13 protein-coding genes are annotated in these 16,134 nt (G+C 70.5%); 6 read left to right on the top strand and 7 right to left on the bottom strand.

Annotated elements, in window-relative coordinates; all coding sequences use genetic code 11:
* Both AOK15_RS47480 and AOK15_RS29990 read right to left on the bottom strand, forming a co-directional pair.
* The coding region (locus AOK15_RS47480) for a helix-turn-helix domain-containing protein (RefSeq protein ID WP_240508662.1) at window positions 1-690 on the bottom strand (690 nt) is incomplete at its 3' end.
* A 367-nt stretch (window positions 691-1,057) separates the two neighbouring features.
* Window positions 1,058-1,708 carry a Uma2 family endonuclease gene (locus AOK15_RS29990; protein ID WP_079058789.1) on the bottom strand — a complete coding sequence of 217 codons (651 nt, stop codon included), beginning with the start codon at window positions 1,706-1,708 and terminating at the stop codon, window positions 1,058-1,060.
* Between the two features lie 560 nt (window positions 1,709-2,268).
* Between AOK15_RS29990 and AOK15_RS29985 the strand changes: the two genes are divergently transcribed.
* Entirely contained in the window at window positions 2,269-2,616 is a 348-nt protein-coding gene (locus AOK15_RS29985; protein ID WP_055521472.1) for a MerR family transcriptional regulator, read from the top strand.
* A gap of 61 nt (window positions 2,617-2,677) precedes the next feature.
* Here the strand turns inward: AOK15_RS29985 and AOK15_RS29980 are convergent, their stop codons facing one another.
* Window positions 2,678-3,445 (bottom strand): alpha/beta fold hydrolase, encoded by a 768-nt coding sequence (locus AOK15_RS29980; RefSeq protein WP_055521471.1) that lies wholly within the window; start codon window positions 3,443-3,445, stop codon window positions 2,678-2,680.
* Between the two features lie 86 nt (window positions 3,446-3,531).
* Window positions 3,532-4,434, bottom strand: coding sequence for a toll/interleukin-1 receptor domain-containing protein (locus tag AOK15_RS47475; protein ID WP_240508661.1), 903 nt, complete (start codon window positions 4,432-4,434; stop codon window positions 3,532-3,534).
* A 195-nt stretch (window positions 4,435-4,629) separates the two neighbouring features.
* Here AOK15_RS47475 and AOK15_RS45270 point away from each other — a divergent pair, with 195 nt between their 5' ends.
* Window positions 4,630-4,806 carry a hypothetical protein gene (locus tag AOK15_RS45270; protein ID WP_157870413.1) on the top strand — a complete coding sequence of 59 codons (177 nt, stop codon included), beginning with the start codon at window positions 4,630-4,632 and terminating at the stop codon, window positions 4,804-4,806.
* 743 nt (window positions 4,807-5,549) lie between these two features.
* Entirely contained in the window at window positions 5,550-6,614 is a 1,065-nt protein-coding gene (locus AOK15_RS29970; RefSeq protein ID WP_055521474.1) for an SGNH/GDSL hydrolase family protein, read from the top strand.
* An 88-nt stretch (window positions 6,615-6,702) separates the two neighbouring features.
* Here the strand turns inward: AOK15_RS29970 and AOK15_RS29965 are convergent, their stop codons facing one another.
* Both AOK15_RS29965 and AOK15_RS29960 read right to left on the bottom strand, forming a co-directional pair.
* Complete coding sequence (locus AOK15_RS29965; protein ID WP_055521469.1) at window positions 6,703-6,978, bottom strand: DUF397 domain-containing protein; 276 nt, start codon at window positions 6,976-6,978, stop codon at window positions 6,703-6,705.
* Complete coding sequence (locus AOK15_RS29960; protein ID WP_055521468.1) at window positions 6,938-7,786, bottom strand: helix-turn-helix domain-containing protein; 849 nt, start codon at window positions 7,784-7,786, stop codon at window positions 6,938-6,940. Before AOK15_RS29960 ends, AOK15_RS29965 begins: the two co-directional genes overlap by 41 nt.
* 162 nt (window positions 7,787-7,948) lie before the next feature.
* Here AOK15_RS29960 and AOK15_RS29955 point away from each other — a divergent pair, with 162 nt between their 5' ends.
* On the top strand, window positions 7,949-9,922 hold the full coding sequence (locus AOK15_RS29955; protein WP_055521467.1) for a YncE family protein: 1,974 nt from the start codon (window positions 7,949-7,951) through the stop codon (window positions 9,920-9,922).
* Between the two features lie 131 nt (window positions 9,923-10,053).
* Here AOK15_RS29955 and AOK15_RS29950 read toward each other — a convergent pair whose 3' ends face one another.
* Entirely contained in the window at window positions 10,054-12,885 is a 2,832-nt protein-coding gene (locus AOK15_RS29950; RefSeq protein ID WP_055521466.1) for an alpha/beta hydrolase family protein, read from the bottom strand.
* 401 nt (window positions 12,886-13,286) lie between these two features.
* Between AOK15_RS29950 and AOK15_RS29945 the strand changes: the two genes are divergently transcribed.
* Window positions 13,287-15,275, top strand: coding sequence for a hypothetical protein (locus AOK15_RS29945; protein WP_079058787.1), 1,989 nt, complete (start codon window positions 13,287-13,289; stop codon window positions 15,273-15,275).
* 235 nt (window positions 15,276-15,510) lie between these two features.
* Window positions 15,511-16,134, top strand: a 624-nt coding sequence (locus AOK15_RS29940) for a response regulator transcription factor (protein ID WP_240508660.1), incomplete at its 3' end; no start/stop codon positions are given.

Below are 16,134 nucleotides of genomic sequence, written 5' to 3'. Positions count from 1 at the left end.
GGCGAGGGCGAGGGCCAGCTCGGCGGCCTGGGCGGCGCGGGCGTGTGCGCCCATGTCCATGTAGGGGGCGATGACGCCGGTGTAGAGGAGGAGCAGAGCGTCCGGGTCGTGCAGGCCGTTGCGGTTCAGCTCGTCGAGGGTGGACTCGAAGAGGTAGCAGGAGTAGCGGAGTTCACCGGCGAGGTAGTGGGCGACGGCCCGGCCGCGCAGAGCGGGGACGCGGGCGGGCAGCGGGGCGTCGCCGAGCCGCTGCTCGGCCTGTTCGAAGCGGAGCCGGGCGGTCTCCAGGTCGCCGGTCTCCAGGGCGCATTCGCCGAGGCCCAGCAGGGAGTCGGCCTGTTCCGTGAGCAGACCGTGTTCGTCGGCCTCGGCGAGCACGGACGCGAAGCCCTCGGCGGCGGCCTCGGTGGCTCCGGTGGCGAGGGTGCGCTGCGCGCCGGTGAGCCGCAGCCGCAGCTCGGTGGCGAAGCCGGCGGGCCGTCCGGTGGCCAGTTCCTCGTATCCGATGCCGAGCCGCTCGGCGATATGCCGCAGGGCGGGTTCCGAGGCGCGGACGCGACCGGACTCCAGGGTGGAGATGTACGCGGGGGTGTACGCGGGCTCCGCCAACTGCCGTTGTGTGAGGCCGCGTTCCGTCCGCAGTTGCTGCACTCTGCGCCCTATGACCTCGGGGTCGTCACGCTCGGCCATACCTGCCATGACGTAAGCATGCCAGTAAGCCCGCTTATGCCGGCCGCTTTACCTCAACTGGCCACGGCCCTCTTGCCGTTGGTAGGCCAAAGCCCTACGTTGAGCGACGCGCTGTACACGTTCGACCACGCGTTCAGCCCCTCGACTCCTCCGCCGCTCAGCCACTCAGCCCATCGCCGGCAGCCACCCCCGCTGCCGCCGCAGCCGCTGCGAGGTCGCCGTGTTCCGAGAACTGCTCACCCGCCACACCCGTCCCCTGGTCGCCGCGCTGCTGGCGGTGGCGGCCCTGATGGCCCTGGCCGGCGCCGTCCCGCGCTGAGCCGGACGGGGTACGGGGCCGAAGGGCGCACTCCGCCCCGGCGCCCCCTCAGAACTCCGCCGTGTCCAGTTCGAACCCGAGGGGCGCGGGGAGGCTCACAGTGAGCCCGAGTTTGCACCGGGAGCTCTTGGCGTACTCGTCCGCCGAGGGCTCGGCGTGGATGACCGCCTCGCCCGCCTCCCTGTCGATCAGCAGGTAGAGCGGGATCCCGGCGCGGGCGTAGCCCTGGATCTTCTGCTCGCGGTCGCGCTCGGCGGTGCTGTCGGAGGTGACCTCGGCGACGAGGAGGACCGGGGAAGGGTCGTGCCACTCCTCCCTGTCACTGAAACTGCCCTTCGGGGCGATGACCAGGTCGGGGACGACGCGACCGGTCCGGGAGGCGCCGGGGACGTCGAGGCCGATGCCGGTGTACCGGCCCAGCCCCTTGTCATGGTCTCGGATCTGCCCACTGAGTTCGGACACGATCTCCTCGTGCTCCCCGTTTGCCGGAGGCGTCACGCAGATCTCCCCTTCGATCAGCTCCACGCGCCAGCCCTTGGGAGCCGTCGCACTGAAGAGCTCGAAGACCTGCTCGACGCTCGCGCCCGTGTGGTCGGGCACACCGCTGTCCGCGTCGCTGTCGCCGTCAGGGTCGTCGTACGGACCGTAGATGGCCTCGCCCTGGTACCCCGGCATGATGATCGGCTCCGCCGTCGCCATGACAGACCTCCTTCGCTCAGCGCGACGCTCTCAGCGTAGACCGGAAGCGCACACGGGGAATCCGGAGCCATTCACTCGAACGAGTGTGCCGTCGTGCCCGCGCGCCCCGCAGCCCACCTCGGACACATGTGCGACAGACATTCATCCTCGCCCTCCGCGAGTAAATCTATAGCGGCCGCAGTAGACATTGCCCTGTGGGCGAGCTACCGTTTTTCCTGTAACCCGGAAGTCGAAAGGGCACGGCAGACATGAACTGCCGTGCGTGCAGGACGAGCAGTACCGCGTCATCCAGGAAGAACGACCCGCATCATCGAAGGTAAGGAGCAGACACCATCAGGATCCGCCCGGGCGAGGAAGACGTCCGCCCGGGACGCCGCAGGCCCCGGATTGGAAGGTGGTCCCCGGTCACGCATTCGCGATCCCCGCAGTCCTGTCCTCCCGGACGGACCCTGCGGATACAGAAGGCCGGCGCGGTGCGCCGGTAGATGGTGGTAGAAGCTCGGGGCTCGGGTGCCGTACGGCGCCCGGGCCCCCTGACGTGTCCGCGAAAGAAGAGGTCTGTGCACCCAGCCCGCTCCCGTCTCACCGACAATCTCGACGACGACGACTACCCGGCGTACACCATGGGCCGGGCCGCCGAGATGCTCGCCACCACCCCCGCCTTCCTGCGCGCCCTCGGCGAACACCGCCTGATCACCCCGCTGCGCTCCGAAGGCGGTCACCGCCGCTACTCCCGCTACCAGCTGCGCATCGCCGCCCGGGCCCGCGAACTCGTCGACCAGGGCACCCCCGTCGAGGCCGCCTGCCGCATCGTCATCCTCGAGGACCAGTTGGAAGAGGCCCTGCGCATCAACGAGGAGCTGCGCGCGCGAGGCGGCGGCGCGTCCCGTCCGAGGTCCACGGCCTGACCGGGAGCGGGCGGGAGCCGACCCGTCAGCGGGCCCGTCAGCAGGCCCGCCGGCGGTCCTGTCAGTCGGCCAGCGCGGCCGCCGTCGCCCGTACGAACGCCTCCGGGTTGTCGAGCATGACGTTGTGGCCGCAGTCCGGGACGGGGACGACGCTCACGCCGGACGCGGTGAGCGCGTCCGCGCCGGGCAGCGGGCCGTCCGCCTCGGGGTGGAGATAGGTGCGGGGGATCTTCAGGTCGAGGAGCAGCTCACGCATGGTGGGGCGGGTGCCGCGGGCGAGCCGGACGGCACTGCGGTACAGCGCCTCCCGCCCGGCCAGCCGCATCGTCGCCCACCACTCGGCCCCGGCCGACTCGGCGAACTCCGCCCAGCCGCCGGCCAGGAACTCCTCCTCGGAGTACGCCGCGATGCCGTTGCTCCCGACGACGCCGCGGGCGGGGGTGAGCGGATCGAGGTTGGAGTCGATCATCACCAGCCTCGACACGAGCTCCGGGTGCCGGGACGCCAGCACGATCCCCACGGAGCCGCCCATGCTGTGCGCGACGAGTTCGGCGCCGGTGACCCCCGCGGCCGTCAGCGCCCGAGCGAGCGCGTCGGCGTGCGCCTCCAGGGAGTAGTCGAAGTCCGTGGGCCGGTCACTGATCCCGTGCCCCAGCATGTCGACGAGCAGGGACCGCCGCCCGGCGAGTGACGGATGCGTGGCCACGGCGGTGAAGTACGGCCCCGACGCGGCCCCCAGCCCGTGCACATACACCCGGCAGGGCTCGTCCCCCGCCCACTCCACCCACCGGATCCGATCCCCGGCCTCCGTCACCACGGCACCACGCACGCGTTTCCCCCTCACCCCGGACAGGGAGAACCTACCGCCCGCCACCGGCCGCCACCGATGCCGTGGCATACGAGACGGTCACCCGTTCAGCTGACCGCGGTCCCGTGGGCCTCACCGCTGTCGAGCGGGGCGCCGGGGAACGTCGGAGGGGTGTGGGGGCGTTCGGTGCCGCCGACCGCTTCGAGTACGGCGGCCGCGGCGGCCGCTTCGTCGAGGCCCCAGAGGTCCTTGCGGAGCCTCTTCGCCAGGTTCTCCGGGATGCTGTCGTGGGGGACGTACTCGATGGCCAGGGGTATCAGGCGCTTTCCCTGGGCGAGGGCGGCCTCGATCTCGGTGGCCGTCCAGCGGCCCTGCTCGAAATAGGAGGGGGAGAACAGGGCCACCAGGGCATCGGCCTGGGCCAGCCCCCGCTTCATGGCCTCATGGAAGTCGTCTCCCGCGTGCCAGTCCCAGACATCGATCAGGACCTGGTGTCCTGCCTGCTGCAACTGCCAGGCCACCCACTCCGCCCAGACGCGATCCGGCCCCGCGTAACTGATGTAGATCCGCATGCCGTTCGGCGGGGAGAGCCGTGCTGGTGTCGCCGGCCCGCTGGGCGCCGTCGCCCCCTCGGTACTGCCGCCCGGCCGGGCGGATCGTGGCCCGGGGCGCAGCGTGGCCAGGTGCGACCAGGCGGAGCGCCACGGCGCGAGAACACCGGCCCTGTGGGGCACGACGGTGCACCCCTGTCCGTACTCGTCCCAGGACATCAGGACCCGCACCAGCAGCATCAGCCGGTCAAGCCCCAGGTAGTGGCCCCTGAACGCGGCGTGCAGTGTGGCCTTGGGCAGCCTCTCCCGCCCGGCCGTCAGCGCGAGGGCCCGTTTGTCGATCTCGCTGTACGACTTGAGGCCGCGCTCCGCACGCAACTGCCTCAACGCGCTTCCCTGCGCGTCGAGCGCCTCGGCGTACGAAGCCGCCGGCTGGTTCCCCTCGTTGTGCTCGGCCAAGGTGTTCCGCCCCTCCCCGTAGTGCCACCTGCCACCTGCCACGACGCCCCCGGCGAACGACACCGAACCGGAGCGAACTCCGTCGAACCGGTGACCTGTTCGGCCGAGTTCGCGACCGTGTGCCGGGGACCGGATGTTCTCGGAGGTCGTTCGCCTCATGCGGTAGGTCTTCCCGGCGACACCCACTGTCGAGACATGACGAACTCTCACGAGACCTCGCGCGCCACCTCATCCCGTACCGACCGCCGCGCGGACCGGCCGCGGCTGACCCGCCGTGAACGTCTTCGTCTCGCCGGAGCCGCTCTGGGCGGGCTCACCGCCGGGGTCGCCCGCGCCGGCCTCTCGTGGCTGCTCGATCAGTTCACCGGTTGACCACAGCCCGCCCGCCCTCTGGGCCGATCGTCGCCGGGCGGGGATGCAGACCGGCGAGTCGTGGTTCAGGAATACGGAGGAGAAGGGCGGCGGCGCCACCGAGCCTTGGGGGGATGGGTGGCGTCGACTGAGGTGAGCCAAACTGAGACCCGGATTTCTGTTATTCCGTTAATTCGCGCTTCCTCGGGTCGCGTTGCAGACCCCACCGCATTCCACGATCAGCCGCCTTATTCGACCCGCCGAACATGCGGGCCTCGCTTTAGTCGACTTGTCGAACAAGTGGCCAACCGTGCTGCGCAAAGCCTCCGTCGAGCTCGGCACGGTTCGACTCCCGCGCAGGTGACGGACTGATCACAGGGCTGTCGCGGCCCAGCGATCACTCAGCGAATGGCTACCAACGGGTCCGGTCACCAATTCTCGTACGGCCGGGACTTTCTGCTGATTACACGTGTCGCAAGGGTCATCAATTTGTCAGTCCCCCATACCGAATTTCCCTTCGGCGCTGCTAGATTGACGCCGCGTCTCCGAGGTGCGGTCAAACAGGCATACAACCCGTGGAGACCACCCCCCTATACCTTCACAAGAAGGCCACATCTGGGTGCCCGAAAACCGTAGCGGCCGAGTTTCGCCGCTTTCAGGTGAGCTTCGCTCCGCTCCTCGGGTATCACTCCCCCATCACCAGAAAGCACACGCAAGTGAAGAGATCCCTTCAGCGTTTCGGCCCCCCTCTGGCCGTCGCGGCCGTGACGATCGCGCTGGGCACGCCCGGACTGGCCGCCGCCGACGAGGCGGGCGACAGCCAGGACGCCACGTACTACATCTCGGTCGGCGACTCCCTGTCCTCGGGGTACCAGCCGGACGTCGACAAGGACACCGACTCCGCCTACACCGACCAGCTGTACGCGCAGCTCAAGCAGCGCACCCCCGGGCTGAAGCACATACGCCTCGGCTGCACCGCTGAGACCACCGAGTCCCTGATCAGCGGCGGGAAGTGCGACTACCCGAACGCCAAGTCCCAGCTGGACGCCGCGCTGAAGGCCATGGCCCACCATCGCGGCAAGGTCGCCTACGTGACCCTCACCGTCGGCGCGAACGACATCCTCCTCAACTGCGTCAGCCCGGTCGGTGCCCTCGACGCCGCGTGCCTGAACAGCCAGAGCCAGAGCATGGCGAAGAACCTCGCCCAGATCGCGGGCGCGCTCCACCAGGCCGGCGGGAAGAACACGCAGTTCGTGGGCTCGACGTACCACAACCCGTTCCTGGCGGCCTGGGCGCAGGGCCCGGCGGGGCAGCAGGCCGCCAAGGAGTCGGCGCCCCTGCTCAAGGCCGCCAACGCGGGGATCACCCAGGTGTACAAGTCCACCGGCTTCAAGGTGGCGGACGTGGCCACGGCCTTCTCCTCGGACGACTTCACCACCCAGGTGAACCTTCCCGGCGTGGGCGAGGTCCCGGCGAACGTGGCCAAGATCTGCCAGCTGACCTGGGCGTGCACGAAGAAGGACCCGCACCCCAACGCCGAGGGCCACAAGGTGATCGCGGGAGTGTTCGCGGCGCAGCTCGCGAAGAGCGACGCGCCCGGCCCCGGCGCGTCCCCGACCCCCAGCGAGCCGGCCACGCCCGAGACCGGCACGGACGGGGACTCGGACGAGGGGAAGGGCGCGAACGACCCGAAGACGAACGGAGGGCTCGCCGCGACCGGCGGGTCGAGCAGCACGCCGCTCATCGCGGGTGCGGGGGCCGCGGTCCTGGCGCTCGGTGCCGCCGCGGTCTACGTCGCGCGCCGGCGCCGCGCGGGCGTGGAGAGCTGACGGGCAACGGCTGACACGACCCGAACAGCGGGCCGCTCGCGACGACGCGGGCGGCCCGCTCCCGGTTCAACCTCGCCTACGGCTGGGGCTATTGGCCGCCGGACGACACATGCTCCAGGAAGGCGGAGAAGGCCGCCACGGAGAGGGTGAGGGTGCCGCCACCGGGGTTCTTGGAGTCGCGGACGGCTATGTGAGGGGTGAGGGGGGCTACTTCGACGCATTCGCCGCCGCTGCTGCCGCTGTGGGAGGACTTGATCCACCGGGCGGCGCCGAGGGGGGCGCATTCGACGCACTGGCCGCCGGTGTCACCGCTGTACGAGGACTTACGCCACCGGGCCGTCGACAGCTTCTGGCTGGTGCCCATACCGCTCCTCCATCACGCGTGCGATCAGTGCCGCAGAGTCCTTCAGGGAGAGTGCAGCAGCCCTCAAATGATCGTAACGGAGCTGCCCTTCTTTGAAAGCGCGCGAGTCGGCCGTCATGTGTCCTTGGATGAAGTCCTCCGTATAGACGAGGTCCGGGTCGCCCTCGAAGCGCAGGAGGTTGAAAGACCCCAGTTGTCCGGGGTGTTGGCCGGCGTGGAACGGCAGCACCTGGAGCTGGGTCCAGCCGTCTTCGGTGAAGCGCGTCAAGTGCGCGAGTTGGTCCAGCATGACCTGCCGACTGCCGACTTCTTGGTGCAACACCGCTTCGCTCAGCACCACCCACAGCGAAGGCGGCTCTTCCCTGGCCAGGATGCGCTGTCGCTCAAGCCGGGCCTCGACCTTGGCGTCAAGGTCCCCTTGGTTCCGCACCCCGAGAACGGCGCGGGCATACCCCTCCGTCTGGAGCAGCCCATCCACCAGCTGTGCCTGGTAGGAAGCGATGTACGTCGCCTTCGCCTCCAACTCGGCGTACTGCTGGAACCATGTGGGCAACTGGCTGCGCAGCACCAGTCCCACCAACCGCGAGAAGAAGCCGTCAGTCATCAGCGCCGCATCCACCCGCTCGGCGAACTCACGCTGCGGGACCCGATGTGCCGTCTCGATCTGCCCCACCAAGGAACCCGTGCAGAAGATCGCTGAGCCCAGATCCCCCTGCGTCAGCCCCGCTTCCTCTCTTCGGCGGCGTAGCTCCGAGCCGAAGTAGTCCAACGGCGAGGCACTGGGGTCCAGTCGGCGCAGGTTCGACATGCACCGAGCGTAGCCGCACGAACACAAGGACGCGGTCGAAACGAGGGACGCCCCCAGCGACGCCTCTGTCAGCGGCGTGACTTAGTCTTCGCTCACTCGCCCGCGAGTCGAACAGACATGCGCGGCGCTCTCTTTGCTTTTCGTTCCGGGGGGTTCGAAAACGTGCGTATCCGCACTCTTCCGGCTGCCACCGCGCTGGCAGTCCTCTTCAGCTCGGCCGCGCTCGCGGTCGGGACGGCCGCCCCGGCGGCGGCCGACAGCACCATGGTCCTTCCGGTCGCGTCGAGCGCGGACATCGCGGTGGACGGCGTCCACCAGCGGGTCTTCATCAGCGACCCGCAGGGCGGCAAGATCGTCGTCACCGACTTCCACGGCATCGTCGTCAAGCAGCTGACGAACCTGCCCGGCGTCCAGGGCCTGGAGCTGTCCGCCGACTCCGGCACGCTGTACGCGGCGGTGCGGGACGCGGACGCCGTCGTGGCCGTCGACACGGCGACGAACACCGAGTCCGCCCGCTACCCCGTGGGCGACGCCCCGGTGAGCGTCGCGTCGGCCGGCGGAAAGGTCTGGTTCGGCTACGGCGCGGCCGGCAGCGGTGACCTCGGTTCGCTGGACCTGTCCGGCGAGGAGCCCGTGGTCGCGCTCGACCAGGACACCACCCACCTCTGGTACTACGCGCCCATCCTGGACGCGGCGCCCGGCGCCGGCGCCCTGGTCGCGGGCGAGACCGGCGGCAGCAAGCTCGCCGTGTACGACGTCTCCTCGGGCACCGCGAGCCGCACGGCGGCCGTGGACACCGGCGGCTCCAACATGGGCGACCTCGCGGTCACCCCGGACGGGCAGCGCGTCATCGTGGCCAGCGGCGCCCCGTACCACCACCAGGTCTTCAAGACCTCCGACCTGACGGCGGACGGCACCTACGCCAGCGACACCTACCCGAACTCGGTCGCCGTGGCGTCCGACGGGACCGTCGCGGCCGGCATCGACGGCATCTACGAGCCCGACATCTACGTCTACAAGCCGGGCTCCACCACCTCGGTGCGGGAGTACGACTTCCCGAACACCGGTGGCAGCAGCGGCGGCGACGAGCTGCCCGACTCGGGCCTGGCCTGGGCACCGGACGCGTCCCGCCTGTTCGCGGTGACCTACAACGACAAGGGCGTGTACTCGCTGCGTGTGCTGGAAGCCCCCACCAGGGCCACCACGACGCTCAGCGTGAACGCCCCGGCCACGGCCACCCGCGCCAAGAAGCTCACCGTCACGGGCAAGGTCACCTCGAAGGCGGCGCTCCCGGCCGGGGTGAAGCTGACGGTGACCCGCACCGACCTGGAGTCCACGTCGGGCAAGGCCCTCGCGGACGTGACGGTCGCGGCCGACGGGACGTACTCCTTCTCCGACACCCCGACCGTCGGCGGCAAGGTGAAGTACACGGTGCGCTACGCGGGCGACGCCGACCACGCGCCGGGCTCCGCCTCCGACACCGTCGAGGTCTCCCGCGCCACGACCACGCTGACGCTCAACAAGAACCGCAACACCTACGCGTACGGCGCGGACGTCACGTTCACCGCGCACCTCGGCACCACGTACAAGAACCGCAAGCTGGAGATCTGGGCCGACCCGTACGGCTCCGACAAGCCCAGCAAGCTGGTCAAGTCGGGGACGGTGAACTCCTCGGGGAACCTGTCGGCCACCCTCGACCTGACCCGTGACACCAAGGTGTCCGTGAAGTTCGCCGGTGACGCCCGCTACAAGCCGAGGACGGTCACCAACACCGTCTACACCAAGGTCAGGATCTCGTCCTCGATCGGCGGCTCCTACAAGACCCAGACTGCGTGGGGCCAGAAGTACTCCTACGTCCGCAAGTCCAAGGACCCCGTCCTGAAGACGACGATGACGTACTACCCGGGCCGCAAGCAGCGCCTCCAGCTCCAGGCCTACTACCAGGGCGCCTGGCGGGACGGGGGCTCGGAGTACTTCGAGCTCGGCACGTCCGGCGGGTCCGACATCACCCTGACCGGCACCCCGACGACGAACGTTCGCTTCCGTTTCCGCTCCGAGTACCACGACACGACCTCCGGCGACAACGTCAACACCACGACGTACGGCGCCTGGAAGTACTTCATCTTCACCAGCTGACGCGCCACGCCCGGTCCACGGGCCGAGCACGGCGGAGGGGGCATGGACCGTCATCGGTCCATGCCCCCTCCGCGTTCAGGACGCGTGTCCTGCGAGGCGTCGCCTACGAGGTGTTGGCTACAAGGTGTGGGCTACGAGGCGTCCACGACCGTCCCCGTCGACTCCAGGCCCGGCAGCGGTTCGCCGTCCCAGTCGGCCAGCGCCAGGCGCAGCGACTCGGACGGCTCGGTCACCCGGTCCTTCACCGTCGGGACGGTGAAGTCGGCGGTGGTGCGCCCCGCCCGGACGTCGACCGTGATCCACACGCCCGTCTGCGACAGCGGGCGCTCGGGGCTGGGCCGCTCACCGAAGTTCTCCAGCCAGCGCGGGTCCACGTCCTTGGTGGACAGCTCGACGCCCTCGGTGACCGGCAGCACCCGGACCACCTGGCGGACGTCCACCTCGGCCGGCGCCGAGAACGTCACCCGCCAGGTCAGCTTCCTGCCCTCGGTCACCCGGCCGGCGACCGGCTTCAGCCCCATCACGGGCGCCGGGTCGTCGTCCTCCACGGTGACCCCACCCGCGTACGAGCCGACGACCGCGCCACGCACGGCCTTGGCGAGGAGGAAGTACCGCTCCTCGTCACCGAAACGGGTGTCGCCCTTGACCACGACCGGCACGTCGATGGGGCTCGCCCCAGGCCGTACGGTGACCGTCTTGTCCACGGTGCGTCCGGTGTCCCGGTCCGGGACCGAGAAGCGGACCTTGCCGCTGCCGTGCCCGGAGACCGTGACCGGGACGCGGTACGTGCGGGTGCCGGAGTCGCCCTCCTTGACCCTGAGCCGACCGATGTCGACACGCGGCAGGGCGGCGGCGGTGACCGCCGGGGTGCCCGGCGCCCAGCCCCAGGCATCCATCATCCAGGCCTGCCCGGTCCGCGAACGCGAGCTCAGGGTGAGGGACTTGACGTGCTTGAGGTCGAATCCGCCGCGACCGGCCGCGGTCAGCGGTACCCGTATCTCGCGCGCCCAGTAGGAGGCGGTGCGCGCGGTGCCGGGGAGCCCGTCGACCTTCACCCGGCCGAGCTTGGCCCGGCGTCCGGCGGAGTCGGTGACGGACACGTCCAGCTTGGTGCCGGAGGTGTTCGGCGGCACGATCACCCGCAGCGCCAGGTGCGTGGCGCCGGACAGGGACACCGGCTTCGCCGGGGTGACCTTCGTCGCCCTGCCCGCCGCGGACCACTTCAGCGCGACGGCGCTGCGCCCGGCCTCCGTCGCCGACTGCCACCAGGCGAAGTGCGGGGACGCCCCCTTGACCTTCCTGCTCAGGCAGGCCTTGGTCGCGGACGGGTCGACCGCCGCGCACAGTCGGCCGCCGGTCACCTTCACCCCGTTGTCGGGCAGGAACCCGCCGGTGCGGCGGGCGCCCACGGCGTGGGTGAGCACCCTGGCCGGGTCGGCGGACGAGGCGCGCCGGTTCGAGCCGTCGAGCAGCGGGCGGACCCGGTCGTCGCCCGCCACGAACAGCCGGGCCGCGGCGGCCGTGTAGGTGGCGCCGGCCTTCTGCTGCTCGCCCGCGGTGAGCCGGGTACGGCTGCGCGTGGAGCACACCTTGTCCCGGCTGTGGCTGTCCGGGTCCTCCCAGAAGTCGTCGTCGGCGGGCGCCTCGGCCTGGCCGGGCGTCCACTCGCTGTTGAAGAAGTTGTGGTTGGCGCCGACGACGTACACGGCGCTGTGCAGGGCGCTGCCCTTGCTGACGCCGCGCGTGCCGTCCACGTACACCTGGCCCTGGAGGTCGGCGACGTCGCCGTCGCAGCCGGGCAGGATGGTCACGGACGGGACGTCGGCGACGGGGTTGTGGCCGAAGATGGTGGGCCCGATGAGCACGGTGCCGCGGATCTTCCAGCTGACGGGACCGCGGTAGCCGTCCTGCTCGGCGGGCGCCGGGTAGAGGCTGTCCATCGCGGCCCGGTTGATGCCCTCGCCGCCGCGCGAGTGGCCGACGAGCAGGACACGGGAGAGGTCGGTCTCGGGGGCGTCGCGCACCACGGCCGGGGCGTCGCCCCGGTGGGCGGTCCAGTCGGCCCACTTCGCGAGGTGCTGCCGCACCAGCGAGGAACGGGCCTGCGCGCCGCCGTCCTCGACCTCCCCGTCCTGGCCGTTGATGCCGTTCGCCGAGACCGACACCGTCATGTAGCCCTGGGAGGCGAGCAGTTTCTGGTCGCGCAGATAGCCCTTGTAGCTCGGTATCGCCTTGTGGCCGGCCGGGCAGGGCCAGTCGCCGGTCACGTCGTCGCCGCCCGGCTTGTAACAGGTGCCGTGCCGGCCGTGCAGGAACAGCGCGAGCGGCCGCTTGCCGGTGGCGCCCTTGGGCGCGACGACGACGGCCTGCATCTCGACGGGCTCGGCGAAGCCGGGCAGTTTCACCGGGGGGAGGTCGTACTCGCCGGAGACCGTGCCGTACGGGCCCGGCTTGCCCGGGTCGACGGCGTTCGCCGGGGGCTGTGCCGGAAGCCGCTCCGCGTCCGGCGCGGCGCTCCCACCGCCACCGGAACCGCCGCCGTCACCGGAGCCGTCGGAGCCCCCGTCGCCGCCGGAGCCGCCGGAGCCGTCGGGGCCGTCGGTCCTCGCGTCCAGCCGGCGCCCGGCCGCGAGCACCCGGAGGTCCTCCAGCGGGGTGTCCTGGTCGAGGACGAGCCGGAACGTACGCCCGTCGGCCGCCGCCCTCGGTACGCCGAGCAGCCGGTCCCCGGCGTGGAACTCGACGCGGGCGTCGCCCATGGGCACCGTCCGCTCGGACCGCCAGACCAGCTCCCGCTGCGCCCCTTCACCGGTGACGCGCCACCCCGGCGGCAGCCCGCCGTCCGATGCCGTCGCCGATGCCGCGGTCACCGACGGCGGTTGGGCCTGTGCCGACCCGGGTGCTCCCGCCAGTGCCGCGAGCACGACCACGGCGGCGACACCTGTTCGCCGGGCATGGATCAAGGGTCCCTCCCCACACTTCGAACGCGGGCGCCCCACCCGTACCGGAAGCGCCTCACGCCCCGAAGGAGGCGAAACGGAATCCGCAGGTTGCCTCTACGCCCGAACCGGCTTGCGAACAAGGGGACATGGGCTGTCGACGGCTCACGAGGAATCCGGGATGTGTCTCGAAATGCACCCTGGTGCAGCCGTGGAGGTCCGACACGAGAAGTCGGCCGCGAGGGCGAAAGGGAGCCGTTCAGCACAGGGCCGAGAAGGAGGGAGGAGTCGGCCGCGGCCTCCGCGGGCCCCCTCCGGGACTCCTGTCAGTGGCTTGATCTAGTCTTCGCTCAATGTGTCCGTGTACCGTCCAGGTACTCGGGACGCTCTCTCGCTTTCGTTCCGGGGGTTCGAAACACGTGCGTATGCGCACTCTTCCGACGGCCACCGCGTTGGCCGTCCTCTTCAGTTCGGCCGCGCTCGCGGTCACCGGGGCCACGCCCGCCGTCGCCGACACCAGCACCCCGCTGCCGGTGCAGTCGGCCGGGGCCATCGTCGTCGACGGCACGCACCAGCGGGTCTTCGTCTCCGATCCGGTCGGCGGCAAGGTCGTCGCCACCGACTACGCGGGCCATGTCGTCGGCACCGTGGCCTCGCTGCCCGGCGCCAAGGGTCTGGAACTGTCCCCCGACTCGGGCACGCTGTACGCGGCGGTGCCGGGGGACGACTCCCTCGTGGCCATCGACACCGCGACGGTCACCGAGGCGAAGCGGTACCCGACGGGCGAGGGCACCGACCCGCAGTACCCGGCATGGGCCGGCGGCAGGCTGTGGTTCGGCTACGGCCCGGCCGCCCAGGGCAACATCGGCTCGCTCGACGTGTCCGGCTCCGACCCCGTGGTCACCCTCAAGCAGGCCGGCGGCTGGTACGCGGCCCCCATGCTGGCCTCCACGCCCGGCGCCCCGAACACCCTGGCGGCCGGCGTCGAGGGCATGAGCCCGGCCACCGTGGCCGTCTACGACGTGTCGTCGGGGACGGCGACGAAGACGGCGACCGGCCCGAACACCGACGACTACGTGGCGAGCAACCTGCGCGACCTCGCCCTCACCCCGGACGGCTCCCACCTCGTGGTGGCCAGCGGCGCCCCGTACTACCAGCAGGTGTACAAGACCTCCGACCTGACGCCGGACGGCAAGTACCCGACCGACGCGTACCCGAACGCCGTCGACATCGCCCCCGACGGCACGGTCGCCGCGGGCATCGACGGCATGTACGAGCCGGACGTGTGGGTCTACGAGCCGGGCACCACCAGCGCCGAGCACGTCTACGACTTCACGGACACCGCCGACGGCACCGGCGCGGGCACCCTCGTGCCCGGCGGCCTCGCCTTCGCGCCCGACGAGTCGCACCTGTTCGCGGTGGTCGCCACCAGCTCCGGCGGCTACGCGCTGCGCGACCTCGACGACACCGTCCCGGCGCCCACGACCCTCTCGGTGAACGCGCCCGCGACGGCCACCCGCGCCAAGGAGCTGACGGTCACCGGCAAGCTGACCTCGGACACGGCCTTCGCCCCGGGGACGACCCTGACCGCCACCCGCACCGACCTGGAGTCCCCGGCGGGCAAGGCGCTCGCCCCGGTCACGGTCGCCTCGGACGGCACGTACTCCTTCAAGGACACCCCGCCGGCCGGCGGCACCGTCACGTACACCGTCTCCTACGCGGGCGACGCCCGGCACACCGCCGCGAGCGCCTCCGACACCGTCGAGGTCTCCCGCGCCACGACCACGCTGACGCTCAACAAGAACGGCGGCACGTACGCGTACGGCGCGGACGTCTCGATCACGGCGCACCTCGGGACCACGTACAAGAACCGCGCGGTCGAGATCTGGGCCGACCCGTACGGCTCCGACAAGCCCAACAAGCTGGTCAAGTCGGGGACCGTGAACTCCTCGGGCAACCTGTCGGTCACCCTCGACCTGACCCGTGACACCAAGCTCACGGCCAAGTTCGCGGGCGACGCCCGCTACAAGCCGGTCACGGCGACGAGCCGCGTCTACACCAAGGTCAGCGTGTCGACGACGCCGAGCCGTCACTACAAGACGAACTACGCCTGGAGCCACACCTACTACTACTTCCGCAAGTCCGTGGACCCGCTGTTCACGACGCGGATGACCTACTACCCGGGCCGCAAGTACCGGGTGGAGATCCAGGGGTATTACGAGGGTGCCTGGCACACCACGGGCAAGGAGTACTTCGCCCTGGAATCGGGCGGCGTGGGCGCGGTCGAGCTGACCGGAACGCCGAGCACGGGCGTCCGTTTCCGGATCCGTTCCGCGTATATCGACACGTCCTCCGGCGACAATGTCAACACCACGACATACGGCAGCTGGAAGTACTTCATCTTCACCAGCTGACATCCCGTCGGCCTCCGATCACCACACGAGCGCGTCCGGATCAACTCCGGGCGCGCTCGCGGTCGTTGGGTACGGACGAGGGGGCGGCAGGGTTCCCGTGACCACTGTGAGGAACGAGTCATTCCGAATCATTTCGAAAGCGTTCTCACTTACCTGCCGGTACGTGTGAGGATACGCGGACCCTGCCGAAAACTTGAGATCTCAATTTGAGGTCACGGTCGCAAAGGAACAGGACATGACCGCCCCTGTGCCCTCTGTTGTCTCTTCGGACACGGGCCGCCTTCTCGTCGTGGACGACGAGGAGGGGATCCGTTCCATGCTCACCATGGCCCTGGAATTCCTCGGCTACCAGGTGATCCCCGCGGCCACCGGGCGCCAGGCGCTCCAGGCTGTCACGCGCCACGACCCCGATCTGATCCTCCTTGACGTCAACCTGCCCGACCTCGGCGGCTTCGAGGTCTGCCGGACGCTGCGCGAACGCGGCAACGCGGTACCGGTGCTCTTCCTCACCGGGCTCGGTGGTGTCGACGACCGGGTGCGCGGCCTCGACATGGGTGGCGACGACTTCGTCACGAAACCCTTCGAACTGAAGGAGGTCGCGGCCCGGGTGCGCGCGCTCCTCCGCAGAGCGGGCGGCGCCCCGCCCGCCCCCGACCGCAACCGGCTGCGCGCCGGGGAGGTCCAGCTCGACGCGGACGCCCACCAGGTGTGGGCCGCCGGCCGCCCCGTCGACCTCACCACCACCGAGTTCGCGCTCCTGCGCTACCTCATGGAGAACCCCGGCCGCGTCCTGTCCCGCGGGCAGATCCAGGAACGTGTCTGGAACCACCGCGACGAGGGCTCCGGTGTCGTCGACACC

This window comes from Streptomyces ossamyceticus (assembly GCF_001418475.1).
In the GTDB taxonomy this organism is placed as follows: Bacteria; Actinomycetota; Actinomycetes; order Streptomycetales; family Streptomycetaceae; genus Streptomyces; species Streptomyces ossamyceticus.
Note: the sequence above shows the minus strand (reverse complement) of the source record. Positions and strands in the feature narration are given on the sequence as shown.